Raw genomic sequence first — 19,400 nt, forward strand, 5'->3', positions numbered from 1 at the left:
TATGGAGAAGATAAAGGTTGCCGCAAGTATGGAGCTCTGGCCGGAACATTTGGAGGAACTGGAGCCGTTCTGTGAGATAAAAAGGCTTCCGTGGACAGCAACAGATATCCTGCCCTCAGAGGAAGAAATTATCCGGGAATGCGGAGGCTGTGAGGCTGTATTGTTCTATACAGATCCTGTGACTGAAAAAGTCATCAGGGAGCTTAAGAAGAAAGGTCTGAAGCTCATCGGCTGCGGAAGGGCTACCCCCAATAACATAGATACAAAAGCTGCGGGCGAAATGGGGATACCGGTCATCCATGCTCCGGGTAGGAATGCTCACTCAGTGGCCGAGTACACTGTAGGTATGATGCTGGATATCTGCAAAAGAATCTCCTTTACTTACCACGGGCTCTGGTCAGGAAGGTTTCTGGCTGACGAAAAGGATATCTATGATGTACCGGATAAAAAAGACGTGATCTGGAGATTTAAGGACCGGGAAAATCCAAGATCTTCTTATCCTTGGGGCATCGATCTTTATGGAAGAACAATAGGGATCGTAGGACTCGGACACATCGGGCAGAATGTAGCAAAGATATGTTCAGGAATGGGAATGAAAGTGCTGGCCTATGATCCATTTCAGCCCCAGGAGGTTTTTGACGAAGTTTGTGCGGGAAAATACGAAGATCCGGTCCAAATGCTGCCATTATGCGATATTGTAAGTATTCACCTGAGTGTGACTCCGGAGACAAAAGGAATGGTCAGCGATGAATGGTTTGATGCTATGAGGGAGGATGCTTATTTTATCAATACATCCAGAGCTGCGGTGGTAGAACAGAAGTCCATGATTCAGGCTATGGAAGACCGAAAGATTGCTTTTGCGGCAGTCGATGTCATGTGGGATGAACCGGCCCCAAAAAACCATCCGTTTTTTACTATGGAGAATGTGCTGCTTACGCCTCATATGGCCGGAATCAGTACGGATTCCAAGAAATGGGCATCTGAAATGATAAAAGAAGATTTGCTGAACTATATTCAGAAACAGCCGTTTTTAAGGGTGTGGAACCGATAGAAAGGAGGAAGGCCATATGAATTGTATCAGGACTGTTCTGGGTGATGTAGATAAAGAAGAGATGGGGATTACCTATACTCATGAACATATTTACTGCAGCCCGTATACAGCGAAAAAAGATCCCACCTTGGCAATCACAAACATAGAGGGATCTGTTAGGGAGCTTCGCCTGTTTGCCCGGGCCGGGGGATCTGTGCTGGTGGATGGAACGGCAGCAGATTATGGAAGGAATCCTGAAAAACTTGTATATGCCAGCAGGGAGAGCAGGGTTCACTTGATTGCCACCACAGGATTTTATTTATATGACCACAATCCGGATTTTATAGACTATATCAGCACAGAAGAACTGGCAGAACTGTTTGTCAGGGAAATTGAGGAGGGAATGGACGGAACATCCATCCGGGCAGGGCAGATAAAATGTGCGGTATCTCTCCGTTTTATCCATCCCAGGGAGGAAAAATGCCTCAAAGCTGCTGCAGTAGCACAAAAGAAAACAAATGCTCCAATCTGGATCCATCACGGCGGGATGATGGGGGAAGAGATCCTGAAACTTTTGGACAGCCAGGGAGCAGATCTGTCCAAAGTCGTATTGGGGCATATGGACCGGAATCCGGATCCTTATGAATATAGAAAGATTGCTTCCATGGGAAGCTTTTTGTCTGTGGACAACATCGCCCGGGTCTACCGTTATCCTGTTCAGACGAATATTGATATGATCCTGGATCTAATAGAGGCAGGATATCTTGACAGGCTGCTGATCAGCGCTGATTTTGGCAGAAGCAATTATTTTAAAGCCAACAACGGGGGACCGGGGCTTGAGTATATCATAAGAAAATTTATTCCGAGACTGAAGGAATCAGAGGGAATTACGGAAAATGAGATCAGGACCATATTTGTTGAGAATCCGAGGAAAGTATATGGTTGTTTTTAACCAGGACGGAGGAATTTGATGTATGAGAAAGAGACAGTGATAAAAGGAAAGAAGATAAAATCTCCGTTTCTTATGGCCCCGATGGTGACCTTTGGATATGGGGCAGAGGATGGAATGATTACAGAAGAACTCATCTCCCACTATGAGGAGAGGGCCAGGGGCGAAGTAGGGATGATCATTGTGGAAGCGGCCTGTATATCAGAAGACGGACGCCTTTCAGCCCAGCAGATAGGGATATGGAAGGATGAGCAGACCGAGGGACATAAAAAGCTGGTTTCTGCAGTACACGCCTGTGGAGTGCCTATACTCTCACAGCTTCATCACGCGGGAATAAGGACGGTATCTGGAAAACCTGCGGCACCGTCTAAGTTCCATGGAATGCTCAGAGGAAAAGAGTATACGGCAGAGGAAATGAGCGGAGAAGAAATCCGCAAAAGAGAACGGCAGTTTGTCCAGGCTGCTGTCAGGGCAAAGGAAGCAGGATATGACGGCGTAGAGATCCACTGTGCCCATTCCTATCTGCTGAGTGCATTTTTATCCCCTACAGTCAACCACAGGACAGACAGGTTCGGAGGAGATATCAGAGGAAGGATGCAGATGACAATTGATATTCTGTCAGAAATCCGGCAGAGCTGCGGGGAAGATTTTATCATATCTGTCAGGCTTGGATTTGATGAACCGGATCTGGATGCCTCCGCATATATGGCGAAGGAATTTGAAAAGGCAGGAATGGATCTGCTGAATGTATCTACGGGTTTTGGGTCCACCGGTTTTATGGATGAGAGGACTATGGAGACATCTCCGGACGGGTTTCCGTTTAATATCCGTGTATGGGGAGCCATGCAGATGAAACAGAGAGTTAAGTGCCCGGTGATTGCTGTGGGAGGGATCCGGCAGGCACAGCAGGGACTTTTCCTTTTAGAGCAGGGATGTACAGATTTTGTGGCTCTCGGCCGGGCTTTGCTCTGTGACCCTCACTGGGTAAAAAAAATGAAGCAGGGCCGGGAGATCGTCTTATGCAGAAACTGCCGAAAATGTCTATGGAGCACGGACTACCATAAATGTCCGGGATGGAGGGAATATCATGGATGACAAAAAGATCGAAACGTTCAGGGTTGGTGTGCTTACATCAAAGGGACATGCTGAAGTACATGAGATGAAGCTTCCCAAGCTTTTAGAACACCAGGTGCTGGTAAAGCAGCTGGCCTGCAATATCTGTACCGCTGATTACGGACAGTGGCTGGGCTTAAGGGAACATCAGGGATATCCTATGGCAGGAGGCCATGAAGGTGCAGGTATTATTTTAGAAACCGGAGATAAAGTTGTGGAGCTTCTGCCCGGTGATTTTGTGGCCCTTTCCAATAACTACTGCGGGGAATGTGAATACTGCAGGCGGGGAGAAGAGAGCCAATGTGTGATCCGGAGTTCCTATGACCTTCATGAGGGAGGTTATAAAGGCAGGATGGGATTTGCGGACTATCAGGTAAGAAATGCAACAGCAGTGGTAAAGATGAATCCCAGACTCAGTCCAAGTGAGGCAGCTTTTTTAGAGCCTCTGGCAACAGTTGTAAAAGGAATCGGGAAGCTGAGGGTACGCCCCCAGGATACAGTGGCAGTTATCGGAGCCGGGACTATGGGGCTTTTAAACGCCCAGGCTGCCAGGTCTTACGGCGCCAGAATCATTGTCACAGAGATGATGGAAAAGAAAATTAAAACCGCCAGAGATATGGGATTTGAGACGGTTGATGCTGGGAAAGAAGATCCGGTAAAAAAAGTCAGGCAGATGACCGGCGGACGCGGTGCTGATGCGGTTATTATAGCGGCAGGAGCTTCAAAAGCCAATGAACAGGCAGCGGCTATGCTGAAACATTTTGATGGCAGAATGCTGATGTTTGCAGCAGCTTATCCTCCTCCTGAACTGGGCCTTTCCTCCAATGATATTCATTACCGGAGAATGGAGATTCTGGGCACCTACCTTGGGGACACAAAAGACTTTCTGGAGGCGGCAAGGATGCTGAATGAAGGAGTGGCAGACGTGAAGCCCCTGATCGAGGCAAGCTATCCTCTGGATGAGATTCAGAGCGCCTTTGAGGAAGCGGCAAGACCCGGAAACTACAGGGTCAGCGTTCTGCTCCACGGGAAAAGCGGGGAGGAGAATATATGCTCAGAATAGGGCAGGAAGGCTTCTTTTATAAATATGTAACAGAGCAGGATGTAGAGCTGTTTGCTGAAATATCAGGAGACAGAAATCCGCTGCATCTGGACGAGGGATATGCAAAAGAGACCAGATTTCACGGCCGTATTGCCCATGGCATGATCGGGGCGGGCATCATCTCGGCTGCAATCGCCGGTGTTCTTCCGGGTCCCGGTACCATTTATCTGAAGCAGGAATTGAATTTTGAACGGCCCGTAAGGATCGGTGACCGGGTGACTGCAAGGATCAAGGTTCATAAGATTGAGATGAAGAAAAACTTTGAGCTTGTCACATTGGAGACAACCTGTGTCAATCAGGACAATGAAATTGTCATCAGCGGAAGAGCCCAGGTGATTCCGCCTGAGGAATAGAAAGGAGAAACATGCAGTTATTAAAATTAGTGCCATCCATATATTATTTCGATACAATGAAGCAATTTCAGAAAGAATTTCAGATCGGGCCAAATGATCTGGTTGTTACAAACAGGTATTTGTATGAGCCGCTGCTGAAACCGCTTGGTGTGGAGACAAATTTTATTTTTCAGGAAGAGTTCGGAGACGGAGAACCATCCGATGAGATGATCGGGCGGATCAAAGACGCAGCGTCAGTCTATTGCTATGACAGGATTTTTGCACTGGGCGGCGGAACAATTCTGGACATCTGCAAGATACTGGCGCTGGATATGCCGGATGGCTGCACGCCGCTGTTTGAAGAGGAGCAGGAGGCAGTGAAGGAAAAAACGCTGATTGCAGTGCCTACTACCTGCGGCACCGGAAGTGAGGTCACAAACGTAGCCATTGCTGAAATAAAATCTAAACATACAAAGAAAGGACTGGCATCCGATGAATGTTATGCAGATTATGCTGTTCTGGTGCCTGAAACTCTGGAAGGACTGCCTTACAAGGTGTTTCTCACAAGCTCAGTGGATGCGCTGATCCATGCGGTGGAATCCTTTCTGTCTCCGAAAGCTTCTCCGGCTACAGAGCTGTTTTCCAAAGAAGCTATAAAAATGATACTGAACGGATACCATCACATGGCGGAATACGGGAGAGAGGAAAGGAAGAAAGACTTAAAAAACTATATGCTGGCATCTAATTATGCAGGTATTGCATTTGGAAACGCAGGGTGTGCTGCTGTCCATGCGCTGTCTTATTCCATAGGAGGCGCATTTCATGTGCCGCACGGAGAAGCAAATCACCAGTTTTTTATGGAAGTGATGGAGCTCTATGAGTTAAAAAAGCCGGAAGGCAGAATTCAGGAACTTAAACAGACCATAGCTGATATTTTTGGATGGGAAAGAGATTCAGCATTTCTCAGGCTTAGGGAATTTTTATCCAAGTTTATGGAGACTAAACCATTAAAGGATTACGGAATGACCATCACACAGATTGAGGAGTTTACAGAAAGCACATTAAAGAACCAGCGCAGGCTTCTTCAGAATAACTACGTGGAACTCAGCAAAGAGGAAATTAGGGAAATCTTTGAAAGAAGATATGGGAGACGGTAGAAAAAGTGAAATAAGAAATAAAAAAATGACGGTCTTTATCCGGAATTGATATCCGGGTAAAGGCCGTTTTTATGAATGATAATTCATACCCACAGGGCATCCCGTATTTTATGCCCTTCGGGCTAGCGTGCTTGCGCACGATAAGGTATAGCACACTGCTTTCTGTTTTATGGCTGGTCATTCCGGAAGGAATAACGATGCAAAGCTTTAATAATCGGAGAAGTACTCTGCCAGCTGAATGATGAATTGGCTGTTTGTCGGGCGTTCCAGTGTACAGGACTGAGTAATGCTCCAGAACAGTTCTTTGTTTCCTTTGCTCCATACGCTGTCAATTGCATGGCGGATGGTACGTTCAACACTTGTGGATGTTGTATGATTCTTTTCTGCAATGTAAGGATACAGGCGTTTTGTAATTCCGTCAAAAACAGAAGGATCCTGGATACCCAGTTCAATGGCCTGTCTCAGATAGAGATAGCCTTTTAAGTTTGGTGTAATGCCTAATTGTTTCAAAAGTTTGCTGATCCTGCCTGAGAGATCTAAATGTGCAGCAGAAGATGCCGCTTGGTTTAAGAGCTGGTTAATGTGAATGACGTGTGAGGTGCTGTCAGGTACAGATGTGTGATTCTGTGAATGGATTACAGAAATTTGTAATATTGTGTCATCTGACAGTACCAATTGAAGATTTTCGTTGTGCATGATATACTCCCCTCATAAAGATAAATTTATTCCTTAGATTATGTAATCATGTTCATTATAGAAAATAAAGAGGAATATTGTCAACTTTTCGAGGGATGAATTTATTCCATATTTGGAAGGTGGAGCGAATGAATTATAAAAAACTAAAGGAAATTATGCAAACAAAAAATTTAACGGTGGAAGAATTGTCAAGTATTAGCAGTATTCCCATAGGCACGCTATCAAAAATTGTATGCGGAATTACTCCTAATCCGCGATTTAATACGATAGAAGAAGTGGCAGCTTCCCTTAATTGTTCTCTGGATGAGTTTGCAGACAGGGAGCCCATGATCCCATATGCTTATGAAGAATATATACGTAAGTTTAAATGTCTGCCGGTACATCAGAAAGAATATATAAAATATGTGATAAATTTAGAGTATGACAAAATGATGTCTTTAAAATCTTCCGGGAAGAAATCAATGAAATGCTTTGAATTTACCAGCGTGGAGGACGGGCAGGCTGACTATGGAAGCCAGAAAGTGCATGATGTGTGGGTGGAACAAAATCCTATGACAAAAGAATGTACATTTTTTGTATGGGTGCGCACAAACATGCTGGAGCCGAAGTTTTACAGAAATTCTGTACTGGGATTTCAGTTTATGGACGGGCGCTATCCTAAACATGGGGAGATATGGATGTTCCTGCGTGCAGGATATTTATATATTGGACGGTATTTTAAGAGGCACGGCGTCCAGCTGCTCAGATCCCTGAACGGTACGATTGACGATGAGGAGATCACAAACATTATGGAATATAAAAGAGTCGGAAGATTTGTGGGAGTCATAGACATCCCGGAACTGACCTCTATCGTTTAAATACCAAAATTCTGTCAATACTCAAAGTATGAGTTTTTTCGTATTTCCAGCCGGCTTTTGTAAAGTCTGACGGAAGTAGTCCTTATAAGCTCAAAACTTATATTTAGAAAGGGTGTGGCAGAGCACATGAAGCTGGAAGAAAAAGCAATCCTTCATTTTTTGGACAGATTTGACCAAACTCCATTTCTTGTTAAAATCAAGGAAGAGGAATATTCCATCGGGGACGGAGAGCCAAGATTTTCAATTATCTTTAAAAAGGAACCGGATCTGAAAGAAATGATGACAAGTACATCCCTTGCATTGGGAGAGGCCTATATGAGGGGCGATTTGGAGATCGACGGGGATTTGTACCAGGCATTGTATTATTTTCTCGGACAGATGGGGAACTTCTCAGTGGATACAAGGATACTGAGGAAGCTGATGTTTCCGTCACTGGGACGAAGAAAACAGAAAGAAGATGTCTCATCCCACTATGATTTGGGAAATGACTTTTACAGCCTCTGGCTGGATGAGACTTTAAATTATTCCTGCGGATATTTTGAGTCTGAGAGTGATACACTTTTTGATGCACAGAAGAACAAGACCTGCAGAATTCTTGCAAAGCTTGATTTAAAAGAAGGGATGGAGGTTCTGGATATCGGATGTGGCTGGGGGTACCTGCTGATCGAGGCCGCAAAAAAATATAAGATCCGCGGGACCGGCATTACTTTAAGCAAAGAACAGCAGCAGGGTTTTCAAAAAAGAATTGAAGAAGAGGGGCTTGGGGATCTTCTGAAGGCTGAACTGATGGACTACAGGGATCTTCCCGGTTATCAAACCAAATTTGACCGTATTGTCAGTGTTGGTATGCTGGAGCATGTGGGACGGGATCATTACGAACTCTTTTTTCAATGTATCAAAAGAGCATTGAAACCGGGCGGCGTGTTTTTGCTTCATTTTATCAGTGCGCTGGAGGAACATCCGGGAGATCCATGGATGAAGAAATATATTTTTCCGGGCGGCGTTATTCCAAGTCTCAGAGAAATTGTCAGCCTGGGCTCCAAATACCATTTTTATTTACTGGACGCAGAAAGCCTGAGAAGACATTACAACAGAACTCTGCTGTGCTGGGATAAGAATTTTAACGAACACAGGGCAGAGATTGAAGAGAAGTTCGGTGAGACATTTGCCAGGATGTGGGATCTGTATCTCTGTGCATGTGCATCCACTTTCCAGAATGGAATCATTGACCTGCATCAGCTGCTGTTTACAAACGGGGTCAATAACGAACTTCCTATGACAAGATGGTATTAAAGAACAGACAAAACCAGGACACAGAATGTCCTGGTTTTTTTAGTATCCGATTACATTAATGATCTTCTGATTAATCCGTCCCAGTTCGGCACTTACCTGATAATTTTCTGTATCAAACAGGTATTTATGTACCTGAACGGCATTTTCCTTAAGCGTTGTGGGAAAGCCATACCAGACACCGAGATATTTGTATTCCTTCTGGTCAAACGGAAATCCCTTCTGGCCTTTAATGTCATAGCGGAAGATGGACAGAAGCATGGAAAACAGTTCTTTCTGCTCCATATTGGTCTTAATCTGCGGAAGAATCTTATCCATGGCACCCATCAATCCGAAAGGATTTTTTTTGCCTTTGGCAAAGATTTTCTGAAGTACTTCCCGCTGACGTCCTGCACGGGCCAGGTCACCTCCTGCTGTGTACCGGATCCTTGAGTATGCCACTGCCTGGTTTCCGTCCAATGTCTGGACGCCTCCAGATTTAATCTTCGGGGAATCACCGCCGTTGAGCCGGTTCATGTCACCGATATAGCTGTTTAGATTTTTCAGAATGGAGGAGTCGACCTTTACCTCAATACCTCCGATGGCATCTACAATATCTGCTAAGATCTTAAAGTTTACAGTTGCATATTTTGTAATGTTCAGGTCCAAATTTCTGTTGAGGGTGCTGACGGCCAGTTCAGGGCCTCCTAAGGAATATGCTGCGTTAATCTTTGTGTAATGGCCGTTTACACTGACATAAGTATCCCGGTAGACGGACAGCATTTTAATCTCCTTTGTGCTGTTGTTGATGCTGACCACAATAATGGAATCCGAACGGTTCCCACGGTCTGACATACTTCCGGTCTGGGAATCTATGCCGAACAGTGCAATGTTCGTATAGTCTTTCATATTTGCGTCTTCATGGACCGTGACCAGTTTGCTCTGGTTCATAGGTGTGGATTTGATTTTTCCAAGCTTTGAGTAAGACAGTCCTAAAATGACTCCGATCAGCACGACAATCAGCAGCAGCAGTACGAAAAACAGCCGGATATGGGAATGCCGGTGTTTTGTAGATTTTACGCTCATATAAACCTCCTAGTAAGCGTTCTTGTTGATAAATCCTTTGAAAACTGTCAAAAACAGAATCTTAAAATCCAGGGACAGTGTCCAGTTTTCAATATAATACAAATCATGTTCAATTCTGCCGCGGATGGATGTATCACCGCGGAAGCCGTTGACCTGGGCCCAGCCGGTAATACCTGGGCGGACCTGATGTTTGATCATATAGCGCGGAATCTCTTCTTTAAACTTTTCGACAAACAGCGGACGCTCCGGTCTCGGTCCAACCAGACTCATATCTCCCCGCAGCACATTGTAAAACTGAGGAAGCTCGTCCAGGCTTGTGTGGCGGATAAATTTTCCGAACGGCGTAACTCTCGGGTCGTTTGGTTTCGTCCACTGAGTAGCTTCTTTTTTAGGGTCCTGGACCCCCATGGAGCGGAACTTGTACATTTTAAAAGGTTTATTTCCAAGGCCGACTCTTTCCTGGGCAAAGAAGACCGGCCCGGGAGAACTGCGCTTCACGAAAAAAGCGATAATCAGCATAGGCAGTGACAAAATAATCAGGGCACATGCAGAACCAATGATGTCGATGGTCCGCTTGACAACTCGGTTTACGATGTTTGTCAGAGGAACATTTCGGATATTGATGACCGGAAGTCCGTCTAAATCCTCGGTGTATGGATTGGTGGAAATAAAGTTATAATAGTCCGGAACAAATTTGGTATGAACACCTGACTTTTCACAGATGGCAACCAGTTTTTCGAGTTTTTCGTATTCATCCAGATTCAGCGTGATGGCGACTTCGTCCAGTGGGGTCTGGCTTAAATAATCTTCCAGTTCATTTAAAAGGCCGATCTTTTTAATTCCCCGGTATTCAAAGTTATCACTGATGGTATCATCAAATATACCGTGGATATAAAGTCCCCAGTGGGGATTGGCTTTGATGCGGTCAATATAGGCGGCAGCAGATGTGCTGAAGCCGACCAGTACCACATGCTTTAAGTTCCGGCCGCGCTCTCTGGTGCTGTTTAATACCTTTTTTATAGTATAACGTGATACAATTCCAATTACAAAGTTCAATGAGAAAAATAATAACAGAAGACTCCGGGGAAAGTTTTGGAGTCTAATCAGAACAATTGCAACGGAACCGATACCCAGACCAATCAGATTTGCCTTAAAAAGATTTATAATTTCACGGCTTCCACGCTGATAACGCTTTGGAGTATAAAGGCCGAAGAAAGCATATAATGAAATAAGAATAATAATTGTGATAAAAATCGTTTTTTGGTAGTAAGCAAATTCCCGTTCATATTTTCCCACAAAAAAAAGCATTCTTGATATCCATTCATTTTTACCCCATTTAAAACGGATTTTATATGATAAAACAGCCGACAGATAAATACAGACTGCATCAATGAAAATATGAAGCCGATTTAAATAGGCTTGATTTTGCTTAATCATTTGTTTTCTCCTCTATAACAATATATTGCGCCACACTTATGAACTTATTATAAGTGAAAAAACAGAAAGGCACAATGGAATTATTTCTTATGTTTTTCTTAGTTTTATAACATTTAGAACACATTTTTTACACATTTATTTTGTACTATTTAAGCAAGATAAATACGAAAGGAGATATAGGTTATGTACGAAGATATGAATTTTAATAATACGGGATATACAGAACCAGATCAAAATCAAAATAAAGGAAATGAAAGAAAAACAGGAAAGAAGGCCGTTAAAATTGCAGCGGCGGCTGTGGCCTTTGGACTGATTGCAGGGGTGACCATGCAGGGAGTTCAGTATGGATTTTCAGCAGCAGGCATCGGAAACGGAGGAAGCCAGCTGGCTACAACGAATACAACAAATACCTCATCAAAGGGAACAGCATCAGGAAATGAAGATTTATCAACCGTGGCATCCAATGTCATGCCATCCATTGTTTCCATTACAAGCAAATATGTCACAAGTTCAGGAAACTTTTTCGGACAGCAGCAGAACAACGAAAGTGAAGGAGCCGGCTCCGGTATCATCGTTGGTAAGAAAGATGGATATCTTTTAGTGGTCACAAATAATCATGTAATCGCTGATGCACAGTCCATTTCTGTGGGATTTACAGACGGAACCAGCGCTTCAGGAACTGTAAAAGGAACGGACAGTGATGCAGATCTGGCTGTAGTAGCGGTTAAACTAAAAAGTATAAAATCTGCAACAATGAAGAAGATTAAAATAATCACTCTTGGTGATTCTGATAATTTAAAGGTAGGAGAACAGGCCATCGCTATAGGAAATGCACTTGGCTACGGACAGTCTGTGACCGGAGGATATATCAGCGCCCTGAACAGGGAAGTCCAGCTTACAGATAAAACGATGACACTTCTTCAGACAGATGCGGCCATTAATCCTGGAAACAGCGGCGGTGCCCTGTTAAACAGCAAGGGTGAGCTTGTAGGAATCAATACAGTAAAATACTCATCTGAAGATGTGGAGGGAATGGGGTATGCAATTCCGATCAATACGGCCAAACCGATTATTGATCAGCTGATTAAACAGAAATCAGTATCCAAATCTGAACAGGCATATCTGGGAATATCAGGCCAGACGATCTCCAGTGACATGGCATCACAGATGGATATGCCTCAGGGGGCATTGGTACGGCAGGTTGTACAGAATTCACCGGCACAGAAGGCCGGAATCAGTGCAGGAGATGTGATCGTAAGCTTCGACGGGTCTGCGGTTTCTACAATGGAAGGCCTGAAGAGCAAGATTGAGAGCAAAAAAGCCGGGGATACTGTGAAAGTCGTTGTAAAACGCCAGAATCAGATGGGGACTTATGAAAAGAAGACCATCAGTGTCAAGCTGGAGAAGAAAACAGAAGACAGCTCCTCAAGCAGTACCCAGAATAACTGATTGGAAACAGTTGAATTCTGAAATGATACAAGTTACAATAAAAACGGGCGGCAAGAGGCCGCTCGTTTTTAACGTATGGAAATAAGGAGCCGATATGATTTCAATTGAGATAGAACAAGTAAAGACGTTTATGGCAGGGTTTTTGACCGGAGCGGTATGTGATGAGTTTATGCTGTACGAAGGAAAGCTCTCTATGGAAATCAATTATGAATTCAATGGAAAAATGCAGAAAGACTTTTACGATACAGATGAATGGGAAATACTGAAAGAGTATCCTTATATACCGTGGAAGTTAGAAAAGCAGAAGATATTTGCGCTGATCAAAGGCAAAAAAACCCCGCTGTCCTTTCAATTTGTGCTGATGCTCAATCCAAAACGAATGGAAGACTTCCTTTCAAAATATAATATACCTGAGAGGAAGGAAGATATCGGAGGCCTATTTTTAAACATATATTTTGACCGGGAAAATCTAAAATGTACAACCGGAGTATCAAGAAAAACATTTGTGCCTGATAAAACCCTGGAGACAGCGTGGGATGAAGAAATGAAAATGTTTTTAAAAGGTAAGTAGGAGGAGAGAACCTATGAAGTTATTGAAAGAGATATGCCGGGGGATTTTGATCGGGGTAGCCAATATTATACCGGGAGTCAGCGGAGGAACGCTGGCAGTTTCCATGGGGATTTATGACAAGATTATATATGCGCTGACGCACATCCGCAGGGAATTTAAACAGAGTCTCAAAATATTGGTCCCTGTAGGGATCGGGGCAGTTATCGGTCTGATCGGACTTTCTTTCGTGATCAAATGGCTGTTTGAATTTTATCCGATTCAGACTAATTTTTTGTTTATCGGACTGATTATCGGCGGACTGCCGGCGATTTTTAAGAGAATGGAAGGAGAAAAAAAGGGGCTTTCCCATGGAATCGCTTTTCTTTTGATGTTTGCGCTGGTGGTACTGCTTCCGCTTTTAGGAAGCAGCACAGCTGCAGATGTGACCTTAACAGCAGATCCGCTGATGATGGGCAAGATGTTTCTGATTGGTATCATTGCGGCAGCGACGATGGTGGTTCCGGGTGTCAGCGGATCTATGGTCCTTTTAGTCCTTGGGTTTTACCAGCCGATTCTTCAGGAGATTACACAGTTTATGGTGAATCTGGCTACTCTGAATTTATCCGGACTGACGCACGGCATTTTGCTGCTGACACCAATGGCAGCGGGGATTGCTGCAGGAGTGGTAGTTATTGCAAAGATTATTGAATATCTGTTTGAGCATTTTGAGGCGGTCACATTTGCCGGAATCGGCGGACTGATTTTAGGATCACCCATTGCCATACTCTATGAGGCAAATTTTGATCACTTTAATTTATTCTCAGGGGTGACAGGGCTGGCAGCATTGGCAGCAGGATGTATCTGTGCTTATTATCTTGGTGAGGATTAAAGGGTTTTCATTTATAGAAATATATGATATGATATGTAGTAATGAATACTATATCGGAAAGTTTTAAAAAGGAGACGCCATATGAGTTTTAATATTGTCTGTGACAGCTGCACGGATTTAACAAATGAAGATTTTGAGAAAGGATGTTATACCTGGATCCCTTTGACATTGCTGATCGGTGATGAAGAGATCATTGACGATGATACTTTTGACCAGCGTTCTTTTTTGGATAAAGTGGCGAACAGCAAAGGAGCCTGCAAATCAGCCTGCCCGGCGCCTGAAGCTTATATGGAAGCATATAAAAAGGCAGATGATATTTACGTGGTGACGCTGTCGGCGGAACTGAGCGGATCCTACAACAGTGCAGAGCTTGGCAAAAAGCTGTACAAGGAAGAGTTTGGGGAAAAGAACATTTATGTGTTTAATTCCAGAGGAGCTTCCAGCACACAGCTTCTGATTGCCAGAAAGATTTATGAGTATGCCTCACAAGGCATGCCGTTTGAGCAGGTTGTAGAACAGGTAGAAGAATATATCAAAGGGCAGAGAACCTATTTTGTACTGGAAACGCTGGATGTCCTGCAGAGAAACGGACGGCTGTCCAAGGTAAATGCAGTGCTTGCCACAGCCCTGAACATCAAACCGGTGATGGAAGGGACCAAGGAAGGTGTCATCCAGAAGCTGGCACAGGCGAGAGGGACAAAAAAAGCATTGGCAAAGATGACAGACTGTATTGTAAAAGAGGGACAGGACCTTACGGAGCGGATTCTGGCGATTGCGCACTGTAACTGCTATGACCGTGCAGTTTATCTTAAGGATATGCTGAAAGAGAAAGTAAATGTTAAAGACATTGTCATAGTAGATACCAAGGGAGTCAGCAGTTTATATGCGTGTGACGGCGGTGTAGTTGTGGCATATTAGTTAAGATGTATCAAAAGAAACAGGGAAACGGTTTTTATACCGTTTCCCTGTTTTAGATTGTAAAATCTTTTGTGATAAACTCCTGTATTTGGTTTATAAGGAGCGTGGTATGGTATCCGTCCGCAGCAGCATGGGAGATGGTGACGGTCAGAGGCATTTTATAACGTCCATGGGTTTTGTGATATTTGCCGCAGGTGATGATGGGAAACAGATTGGGGCTGCCCTCTGCGGACATGGTACTGAGTCCGGTGTATGACAGCCAGGGAACACAGGAGATGCAGAAAAAATTCTGGGGCTGTCCGGGCCTGCCTTTAATACCTTTGTTATTTCCGTATGTATTCATATCTTCGGTCATGGCCTGGTAGAAAGATGAAAAATCTTCCGAATAATATGTCCACAAATCAGAAAAAGTGTGGTCATCTTCATGGAATACAGTGTAAGAAGGATGCACAGAATCCCAGATTACTGGAAGGCCTTCTTCAGAAAGCCCCATTTTAAATTCTTTTAAGCGATTGACAACGGATGAGACGCAGTAGACAAAGCTTGGATAAAATTTGAGATCTTTTTGCCTGATCAGTTTCAGAAAATCAGTTACATCCAAATCAGCTGTCAGGCTGTAGCCGCACTTGATGATCTCAGTATAATATTGGAAATGTTCTCTGCGCTCCCATGTATCCATATCGATCAGATGAAACATAGATTACCTCCATTTTTTTCATGATAAATACTATTATATAGCAAATGCAAAAAAGTGTAAAATAAAGATTGTTAAAAATATGTACAACTTATTTTGCCTGCCCTAAATTTATTTTGCACGGAAACAGTGGATTTAACCGTCTAAAACGTATCAAAATAGAACATGGAGCATATAAAAACCACGATTTTATGCGGTTTTTCGTTATTATATTAACGGTGTTTTTAGACAAAATCTATTGTTTGTACAGTCAATATTGTATATAATTAGATACAATATTATGAAAGAAAGGGTGATGGAATGAGTCGTTTGGAAATTGTGACGCCGGACCGGGCGCAGATTGTGATGGAAGGACTTTATAAAGATTTGGAGAGAAGGATTGAGTCCAGTCCTCCAGGTATCTGCCCGGTAGATATGTCCAGGGCATTTTTGGAACTGTGCCATGCGCAGACATGCGGAAAATGTGTGCCGTGCAGAATCGGACTCGGACAGTTAAAGAATCTGATCAATGATGTATTGGATGGGAGGGCTACTATAGAGACCCTGGGACTGATCCGGGATACGGCGCAGTCAATCATGGATTCTGCTGACTGTGCCATCGGTTATGAGGCAGCCAATATGGTCTATAAGGGAGTGATTGGTTTCAGGGATGATTATCTGGAACACATCATGTACAATCGGTGTCTGATGTCCTTAAAACTTCCGGTGCCGTGTGTATCCCTATGTCCGGCACGGGTTGATATTCCAGGATACATAGCACTGGTCAGGGAAGAGAGATATGCAGATGCTGTACGTCTGATAAGAAAAGACAATCCTCTGCCTACCACATGCGGATTTATATGCGAGCACCCGTGTGAAGCCAAATGCCGGCGCAATATGATTGATGATTCTGTAAATATAAGAGGGCTGAAGCGTGTTGCAGCGGATTTTGCAGGCAAAGTTCCGCCTCCTCCATGCGGTGAGCCTACAGGTAAAAAAGTTGCCATCGTAGGCGGCGGACCCGGAGGTTTGAGTGCCGCTTATTATTTACGGCTGATGGGCCACGAAGTCACAATTTATGAAATGCTGCCGAAGCTGGGCGGTATGCTGCGATATGGTATTCCTAATTACCGTCTGCCAAAGGAACGTCTCGACGAGGATATTGAGGCGATTCTCGCGACAGGGGTTAAGGTACAGTACGGTACAGTGATCGGAAAGAACTGTTCTGTCAGCGAGTTAAGACAAAAGCATGATGCGGTGCTGATCTCCATTGGTGCCAGCACAGATAAAAAGCTCGGTCTTGAAGGAGAAGATGCCAAGGGAGTTATATCTGCGGTACAGTTCCTGCGGGATGTAGGACACGGACGGTGTGAGTGCCTTGAGGGACAGGAAGTCGCAGTGATCGGCGGAGGCAATGTTTCAATGGATGCTGTGCGCACGGCGATCCGTCTGGGAGCAAAAAAGGTAAGTATTGTCTATCGGAGAAGAGTTGCCGATATGACAGCGCTGGAGGAAGAAATTCAGGGTGCGGTAGCTGAAGGAGTCGAAGTGAAAACTCTGATGGCACCGTCCAGAATTGAGACCGGGGAAGACGGAAGCATCAAAGGTATTTGGGTTACCCCGCAGATGATCAGCAAAATCCAGAATGGAAGAGCCAGCGTACGTCCGACTGGGGAGGACGATGTATTTATTCCATGTGAGACTTTAGTCGTAGCCATCGGCCAGGATATCCTGTATGAACATTTTGAGGAAAATGGAGTCCCTGTCCAGAGAGGAAAGATCAAGACAGAAAAATACGGCGGATTTGATGGGATACCGGGTGTTTTTGCCGGAGGAGACTGTGCAACAGGACCATCAACTGTTATTTCCGCCATTGCGGCAGGCAAGGTGATTGCTGCAAATATTGATGAGTATCTTGGCTTCCGGCATGAGATTACTTGTGATGTGGAGATTCCGGAGCCGCGTCTGGATGACCGTCCGCCATGCGGAAGAGTCAACATGACAGAACGGGAAGCAGGAGAGCGCGTGAATGATTTTGAGGGAGTAGAAAATTGTATGTCCAAGGCAGAGGCCTATCAGGAATCCGGCCGGTGCCTGCGCTGTGACCACTTTGGATTCGGCGTGTTTAAAGGAGGGAGGGATATTAAATGGTAACACTTACAATTGACCGTGTAGAAGTAACGGTGCCTGAGGGCACAACAATCATGGAGGCTGCAGCTTCTGTCCATATTGATATTCCAAGGCTCTGTTACTTAAAGGGAATCAACGAGATAAGCGCCTGCCGTGTCTGTGTGGTAGAGATGGAGGGCAAGGATAAATTAATCACCTCCTGCAACAATGTAGTTGAAGAAGGCATGGTGATCTATACGAACAGCCCTAAAGTACGGCTGAACCGGAGAAAGACTGTCTCCATGCTGCTGTCCCAGCATGACGGGCAGTGTATTACCTGCAGCAGGAGTATGAACTGCAGCCTGCAGACGATTGCTAATGATTTCAACATTTTGGAAAATCCGTTTAAAAAGGAACTGGTTCATAAAGAATGGGACAAAACATTCCCTCTGATACGGGATGCCAATAAATGTATCAAATGTATGCGCTGTGTTCAGATCTGTGATAAGGTACAGGGACTGAATGTGTGGGATGTATCCGGCACCGGAGCCAGAACCAATGTGGATGTTTCCAGAAACCGGGATATCCGCGTGGCGGACTGCTCCTTATGCGGACAATGCATCACTCACTGTCCGGTTGGAGCATTGAGAGAACGGGATGATACTTCCATGCTGTTCAGAGCACTGGAGGATGATGATAAGATTGTGGTTGCCCAGATTGCACCTGCTGTCCGGGCTGCATGGGCAGAGCATCTGGGGCTGTCCAGAGAAGAAGCTCCGGTCGAAAAGATCGTGACGGCCTTAAGAAGAATGGGGATCGATTATGTATTTGATACGACTTTTTCTGCTGATCTGACGATTATGGAAGAAGGAAGTGAGTTTGTTAAGCGCCTGCAGGATGGGGATTTAAACAAGTATCCGATGTTTACTTCCTGTTGTCCCGGCTGGGTTAGATTTATAAAAACCCAATATCCGGATATGGTTGACAGTCTTTCCACAGCCAAATCTCCGCAGCAGATGTTTGGTGCAGTTATGAAGACTTATTTTGCCCAGAAACTTCAGGTGGACCCGGAACGGATTTTTACCCTGTCCATCATGCCCTGCCTGGCAAAGAAGGCAGAGAGGGAAATGGAGCTGTTTTATGATGAATATGCAGGACACGATATTGACTGTGTTCTTACAACCAGAGAGCTTGACAGGATGCTGCGGGCGGAACATTTAAATCCTAAATATTTAGAGCCGGGTGAGTTTGATACCCCGTTTGAAGTAGGAACAGGAGCCGGTGTCATTTTTGGAGCCACAGGCGGTGTTATGGAAGCGGCACTGAGATCGGCATATTTTCTTGTGACCGGAGAAAATCCGGATGCAGATGCCTTCCGTGAAATTCGGGGAGTGAAACGGGAAGGATGGACAGAAGCGGAGTTTGATATTGCAGGAAATGTTATTCATATTGCAGTTGTCAGCGGTCTTGGAAATACAAGGAAGCTTATGGAAGCTATCCGCAAAAAAGAAGTGAAATATGAATTTGTTGAGGTTATGGCCTGTCCGGGAGGCTGTGCCGGAGGCGGAGGTCAGCCGATCCATGACGGCTGTGAACTGGCAGAAGAGAGAGGATCAAGCCTTTACTTCCTGGATCAGAATACAGAGATTCGGTTCTCCCATGATAATCCGGATATTCAGAGTCTCTATGATGAATTTTTTGAAAAACCGTTGTCCCATAGGGCACATCAGCTGCTGCATACGGAGCATGAAGTGTGACATTTCAACCAGCTCTTTGGCTTATAG

18 protein-coding genes are annotated in these 19,400 nt (G+C 44.6%); 14 read left to right on the forward strand and 4 right to left on the reverse strand.

Annotated elements, in window-relative coordinates; all coding sequences use genetic code 11:
• The first annotated feature begins 1 nt into the window (after position 1).
• From KH180_RS02000 to KH180_RS02025, 6 genes are read left to right on the forward strand one after another with little or no spacing between them, the layout of a single operon-like run.
• Positions 2-1,051, forward strand: a complete 1,050-nt coding sequence (locus tag KH180_RS02000; protein ID WP_290755870.1) for a 2-hydroxyacid dehydrogenase — start codon at positions 2-4, stop codon at positions 1,049-1,051.
• A 16-nt stretch (positions 1,052-1,067) separates the two neighbouring features.
• Positions 1,068-1,982 (forward strand): phosphotriesterase family protein, encoded by a 915-nt coding sequence (locus KH180_RS02005; RefSeq protein WP_290755871.1) that lies wholly within the window; start codon positions 1,068-1,070, stop codon positions 1,980-1,982.
• Between the two features lie 18 nt (positions 1,983-2,000).
• Positions 2,001-3,074, forward strand: coding sequence for an NADH:flavin oxidoreductase (locus KH180_RS02010; RefSeq protein WP_290755873.1), 1,074 nt, complete (start codon positions 2,001-2,003; stop codon positions 3,072-3,074).
• A complete protein-coding gene (locus KH180_RS02015; RefSeq protein WP_290755875.1) occupies positions 3,067-4,155 on the forward strand; it encodes a zinc-dependent alcohol dehydrogenase in 1,089 nt (362 codons plus the stop codon). The genes KH180_RS02010 and KH180_RS02015 overlap by 8 nt, the downstream gene beginning before the upstream one ends.
• Positions 4,143-4,547: a MaoC family dehydratase gene (locus KH180_RS02020; RefSeq protein ID WP_290755877.1), complete on the forward strand. Its 405-nt coding sequence runs from the start codon at positions 4,143-4,145 to the stop codon at positions 4,545-4,547. The genes KH180_RS02015 and KH180_RS02020 overlap by 13 nt, the downstream gene beginning before the upstream one ends.
• 11 nt (positions 4,548-4,558) lie before the next feature.
• Positions 4,559-5,683, forward strand: coding sequence for a 4-hydroxybutyrate dehydrogenase (locus tag KH180_RS02025; RefSeq protein WP_290755879.1), 1,125 nt, complete (start codon positions 4,559-4,561; stop codon positions 5,681-5,683).
• A 207-nt stretch (positions 5,684-5,890) separates the two neighbouring features.
• Here the strand turns inward: KH180_RS02025 and KH180_RS02030 are convergent, their stop codons facing one another.
• Positions 5,891-6,379, reverse strand: coding sequence for a sporulation initiation factor Spo0A C-terminal domain-containing protein (locus KH180_RS02030; protein WP_290755881.1), 489 nt, complete (start codon positions 6,377-6,379; stop codon positions 5,891-5,893).
• Between the two features lie 128 nt (positions 6,380-6,507).
• On the opposite strand from KH180_RS02030, the gene KH180_RS02035 reads away from it, so the two are divergent.
• A complete protein-coding gene (locus tag KH180_RS02035; protein ID WP_290755883.1) occupies positions 6,508-7,236 on the forward strand; it encodes a helix-turn-helix domain-containing protein in 729 nt (242 codons plus the stop codon).
• Positions 7,237-7,362: 126 nt separating this feature from the next.
• A complete protein-coding gene (locus KH180_RS02040) occupies positions 7,363-8,529 on the forward strand; it encodes an SAM-dependent methyltransferase (protein WP_290755885.1) in 1,167 nt (388 codons plus the stop codon).
• A 39-nt stretch (positions 8,530-8,568) separates the two neighbouring features.
• Here the strand turns inward: KH180_RS02040 and KH180_RS02045 are convergent, their stop codons facing one another.
• Together KH180_RS02045 and KH180_RS02050 are read right to left on the reverse strand one after the other, a co-directional pair.
• A complete protein-coding gene (locus tag KH180_RS02045) occupies positions 8,569-9,591 on the reverse strand; it encodes an LCP family protein (RefSeq protein WP_290755887.1) in 1,023 nt (340 codons plus the stop codon).
• Positions 9,592-9,600: 9 nt separating this feature from the next.
• Positions 9,601-11,028: an undecaprenyl-phosphate glucose phosphotransferase gene (locus tag KH180_RS02050; protein WP_290755889.1), complete on the reverse strand. Its 1,428-nt coding sequence runs from the start codon at positions 11,026-11,028 to the stop codon at positions 9,601-9,603.
• Positions 11,029-11,211: 183 nt separating this feature from the next.
• On the opposite strand from KH180_RS02050, the gene KH180_RS02055 reads away from it, so the two are divergent.
• From KH180_RS02055 to KH180_RS02070, 4 genes are all read left to right on the forward strand, one after another.
• Complete coding sequence (locus KH180_RS02055) at positions 11,212-12,477, forward strand: S1C family serine protease (RefSeq protein ID WP_290755890.1); 1,266 nt, start codon at positions 11,212-11,214, stop codon at positions 12,475-12,477.
• Between the two features lie 94 nt (positions 12,478-12,571).
• On the forward strand, positions 12,572-13,048 hold the full coding sequence (locus KH180_RS02060) for a DUF5721 family protein (RefSeq protein ID WP_290755891.1): 477 nt from the start codon (positions 12,572-12,574) through the stop codon (positions 13,046-13,048).
• Positions 13,049-13,061: 13 nt separating this feature from the next.
• Positions 13,062-13,916, forward strand: a complete 855-nt coding sequence (locus tag KH180_RS02065; protein WP_290755892.1) for a DUF368 domain-containing protein — start codon at positions 13,062-13,064, stop codon at positions 13,914-13,916.
• A gap of 81 nt (positions 13,917-13,997) precedes the next feature.
• A complete protein-coding gene (locus tag KH180_RS02070) occupies positions 13,998-14,834 on the forward strand; it encodes a DegV family protein (RefSeq protein ID WP_290755894.1) in 837 nt (278 codons plus the stop codon).
• Between the two features lie 52 nt (positions 14,835-14,886).
• Here the strand turns inward: KH180_RS02070 and KH180_RS02075 are convergent, their stop codons facing one another.
• Positions 14,887-15,531, reverse strand: coding sequence for a chloramphenicol acetyltransferase (locus KH180_RS02075; RefSeq protein WP_290755895.1), 645 nt, complete (start codon positions 15,529-15,531; stop codon positions 14,887-14,889).
• 297 nt (positions 15,532-15,828) lie between these two features.
• Between KH180_RS02075 and KH180_RS02080 the strand changes: the two genes are divergently transcribed.
• Positions 15,829-17,661 carry an NAD(P)-binding protein gene (locus tag KH180_RS02080; RefSeq protein WP_290755896.1) on the forward strand — a complete coding sequence of 611 codons (1,833 nt, stop codon included), beginning with the start codon at positions 15,829-15,831 and terminating at the stop codon, positions 17,659-17,661.
• The gene (locus tag KH180_RS02085; protein ID WP_290755898.1) at positions 17,655-19,373 is read left to right on the forward strand and encodes a [FeFe] hydrogenase, group A; all 1,719 of its coding nucleotides are present in this window, start codon (positions 17,655-17,657) and stop codon (positions 19,371-19,373) included. Before KH180_RS02080 ends, KH180_RS02085 begins: the two co-directional genes overlap by 7 nt.
• The last annotated feature ends 27 nt before the right edge of the window (positions 19,374-19,400 follow it).

Source organism: Anaerostipes sp. (assembly GCF_018381315.1).
Classification (GTDB): domain Bacteria; phylum Bacillota; class Clostridia; order Lachnospirales; family Lachnospiraceae; genus Anaerostipes.

What these genes read in the sequence shown, in the direction of transcription:
- KH180_RS02000 (WP_290755870.1), top strand. Translation starts at nt 2, where the DNA reads ATGGAGAAGATAAAGGTTGCCGCAAGTATGGAGCTCTGGCCGGAACAT.
- KH180_RS02005 (WP_290755871.1), top strand. Translation starts at nt 1,068, where the DNA reads ATGAATTGTATCAGGACTGTTCTGGGTGATGTAGATAAAGAAGAGATG.
- KH180_RS02010 (WP_290755873.1), top strand. Translation starts at nt 2,001, where the DNA reads ATGTATGAGAAAGAGACAGTGATAAAAGGAAAGAAGATAAAATCTCCG.
- KH180_RS02015 (WP_290755875.1), top strand. Translation starts at nt 3,067, where the DNA reads ATGGATGACAAAAAGATCGAAACGTTCAGGGTTGGTGTGCTTACATCA.
- KH180_RS02020 (WP_290755877.1), top strand. Translation starts at nt 4,143, where the DNA reads ATGCTCAGAATAGGGCAGGAAGGCTTCTTTTATAAATATGTAACAGAG.
- KH180_RS02025 (WP_290755879.1), top strand. Translation starts at nt 4,559, where the DNA reads ATGCAGTTATTAAAATTAGTGCCATCCATATATTATTTCGATACAATG.
- KH180_RS02030 (WP_290755881.1), bottom strand. Translation starts at nt 6,379, where the DNA reads ATGCACAACGAAAATCTTCAATTGGTACTGTCAGATGACACAATATTA.
- KH180_RS02035 (WP_290755883.1), top strand. Translation starts at nt 6,508, where the DNA reads ATGAATTATAAAAAACTAAAGGAAATTATGCAAACAAAAAATTTAACG.
- KH180_RS02040 (WP_290755885.1), top strand. Translation starts at nt 7,363, where the DNA reads ATGAAGCTGGAAGAAAAAGCAATCCTTCATTTTTTGGACAGATTTGAC.
- KH180_RS02045 (WP_290755887.1), bottom strand. Translation starts at nt 9,591, where the DNA reads ATGAGCGTAAAATCTACAAAACACCGGCATTCCCATATCCGGCTGTTT.
- KH180_RS02050 (WP_290755889.1), bottom strand. Translation starts at nt 11,028, where the DNA reads ATGATTAAGCAAAATCAAGCCTATTTAAATCGGCTTCATATTTTCATT.
- KH180_RS02055 (WP_290755890.1), top strand. Translation starts at nt 11,212, where the DNA reads ATGTACGAAGATATGAATTTTAATAATACGGGATATACAGAACCAGAT.
- KH180_RS02060 (WP_290755891.1), top strand. Translation starts at nt 12,572, where the DNA reads ATGATTTCAATTGAGATAGAACAAGTAAAGACGTTTATGGCAGGGTTT.
- KH180_RS02065 (WP_290755892.1), top strand. Translation starts at nt 13,062, where the DNA reads ATGAAGTTATTGAAAGAGATATGCCGGGGGATTTTGATCGGGGTAGCC.
- KH180_RS02070 (WP_290755894.1), top strand. Translation starts at nt 13,998, where the DNA reads ATGAGTTTTAATATTGTCTGTGACAGCTGCACGGATTTAACAAATGAA.
- KH180_RS02075 (WP_290755895.1), bottom strand. Translation starts at nt 15,531, where the DNA reads ATGTTTCATCTGATCGATATGGATACATGGGAGCGCAGAGAACATTTC.
- KH180_RS02080 (WP_290755896.1), top strand. Translation starts at nt 15,829, where the DNA reads ATGAGTCGTTTGGAAATTGTGACGCCGGACCGGGCGCAGATTGTGATG.
- KH180_RS02085 (WP_290755898.1), top strand. Translation starts at nt 17,655, where the DNA reads ATGGTAACACTTACAATTGACCGTGTAGAAGTAACGGTGCCTGAGGGC.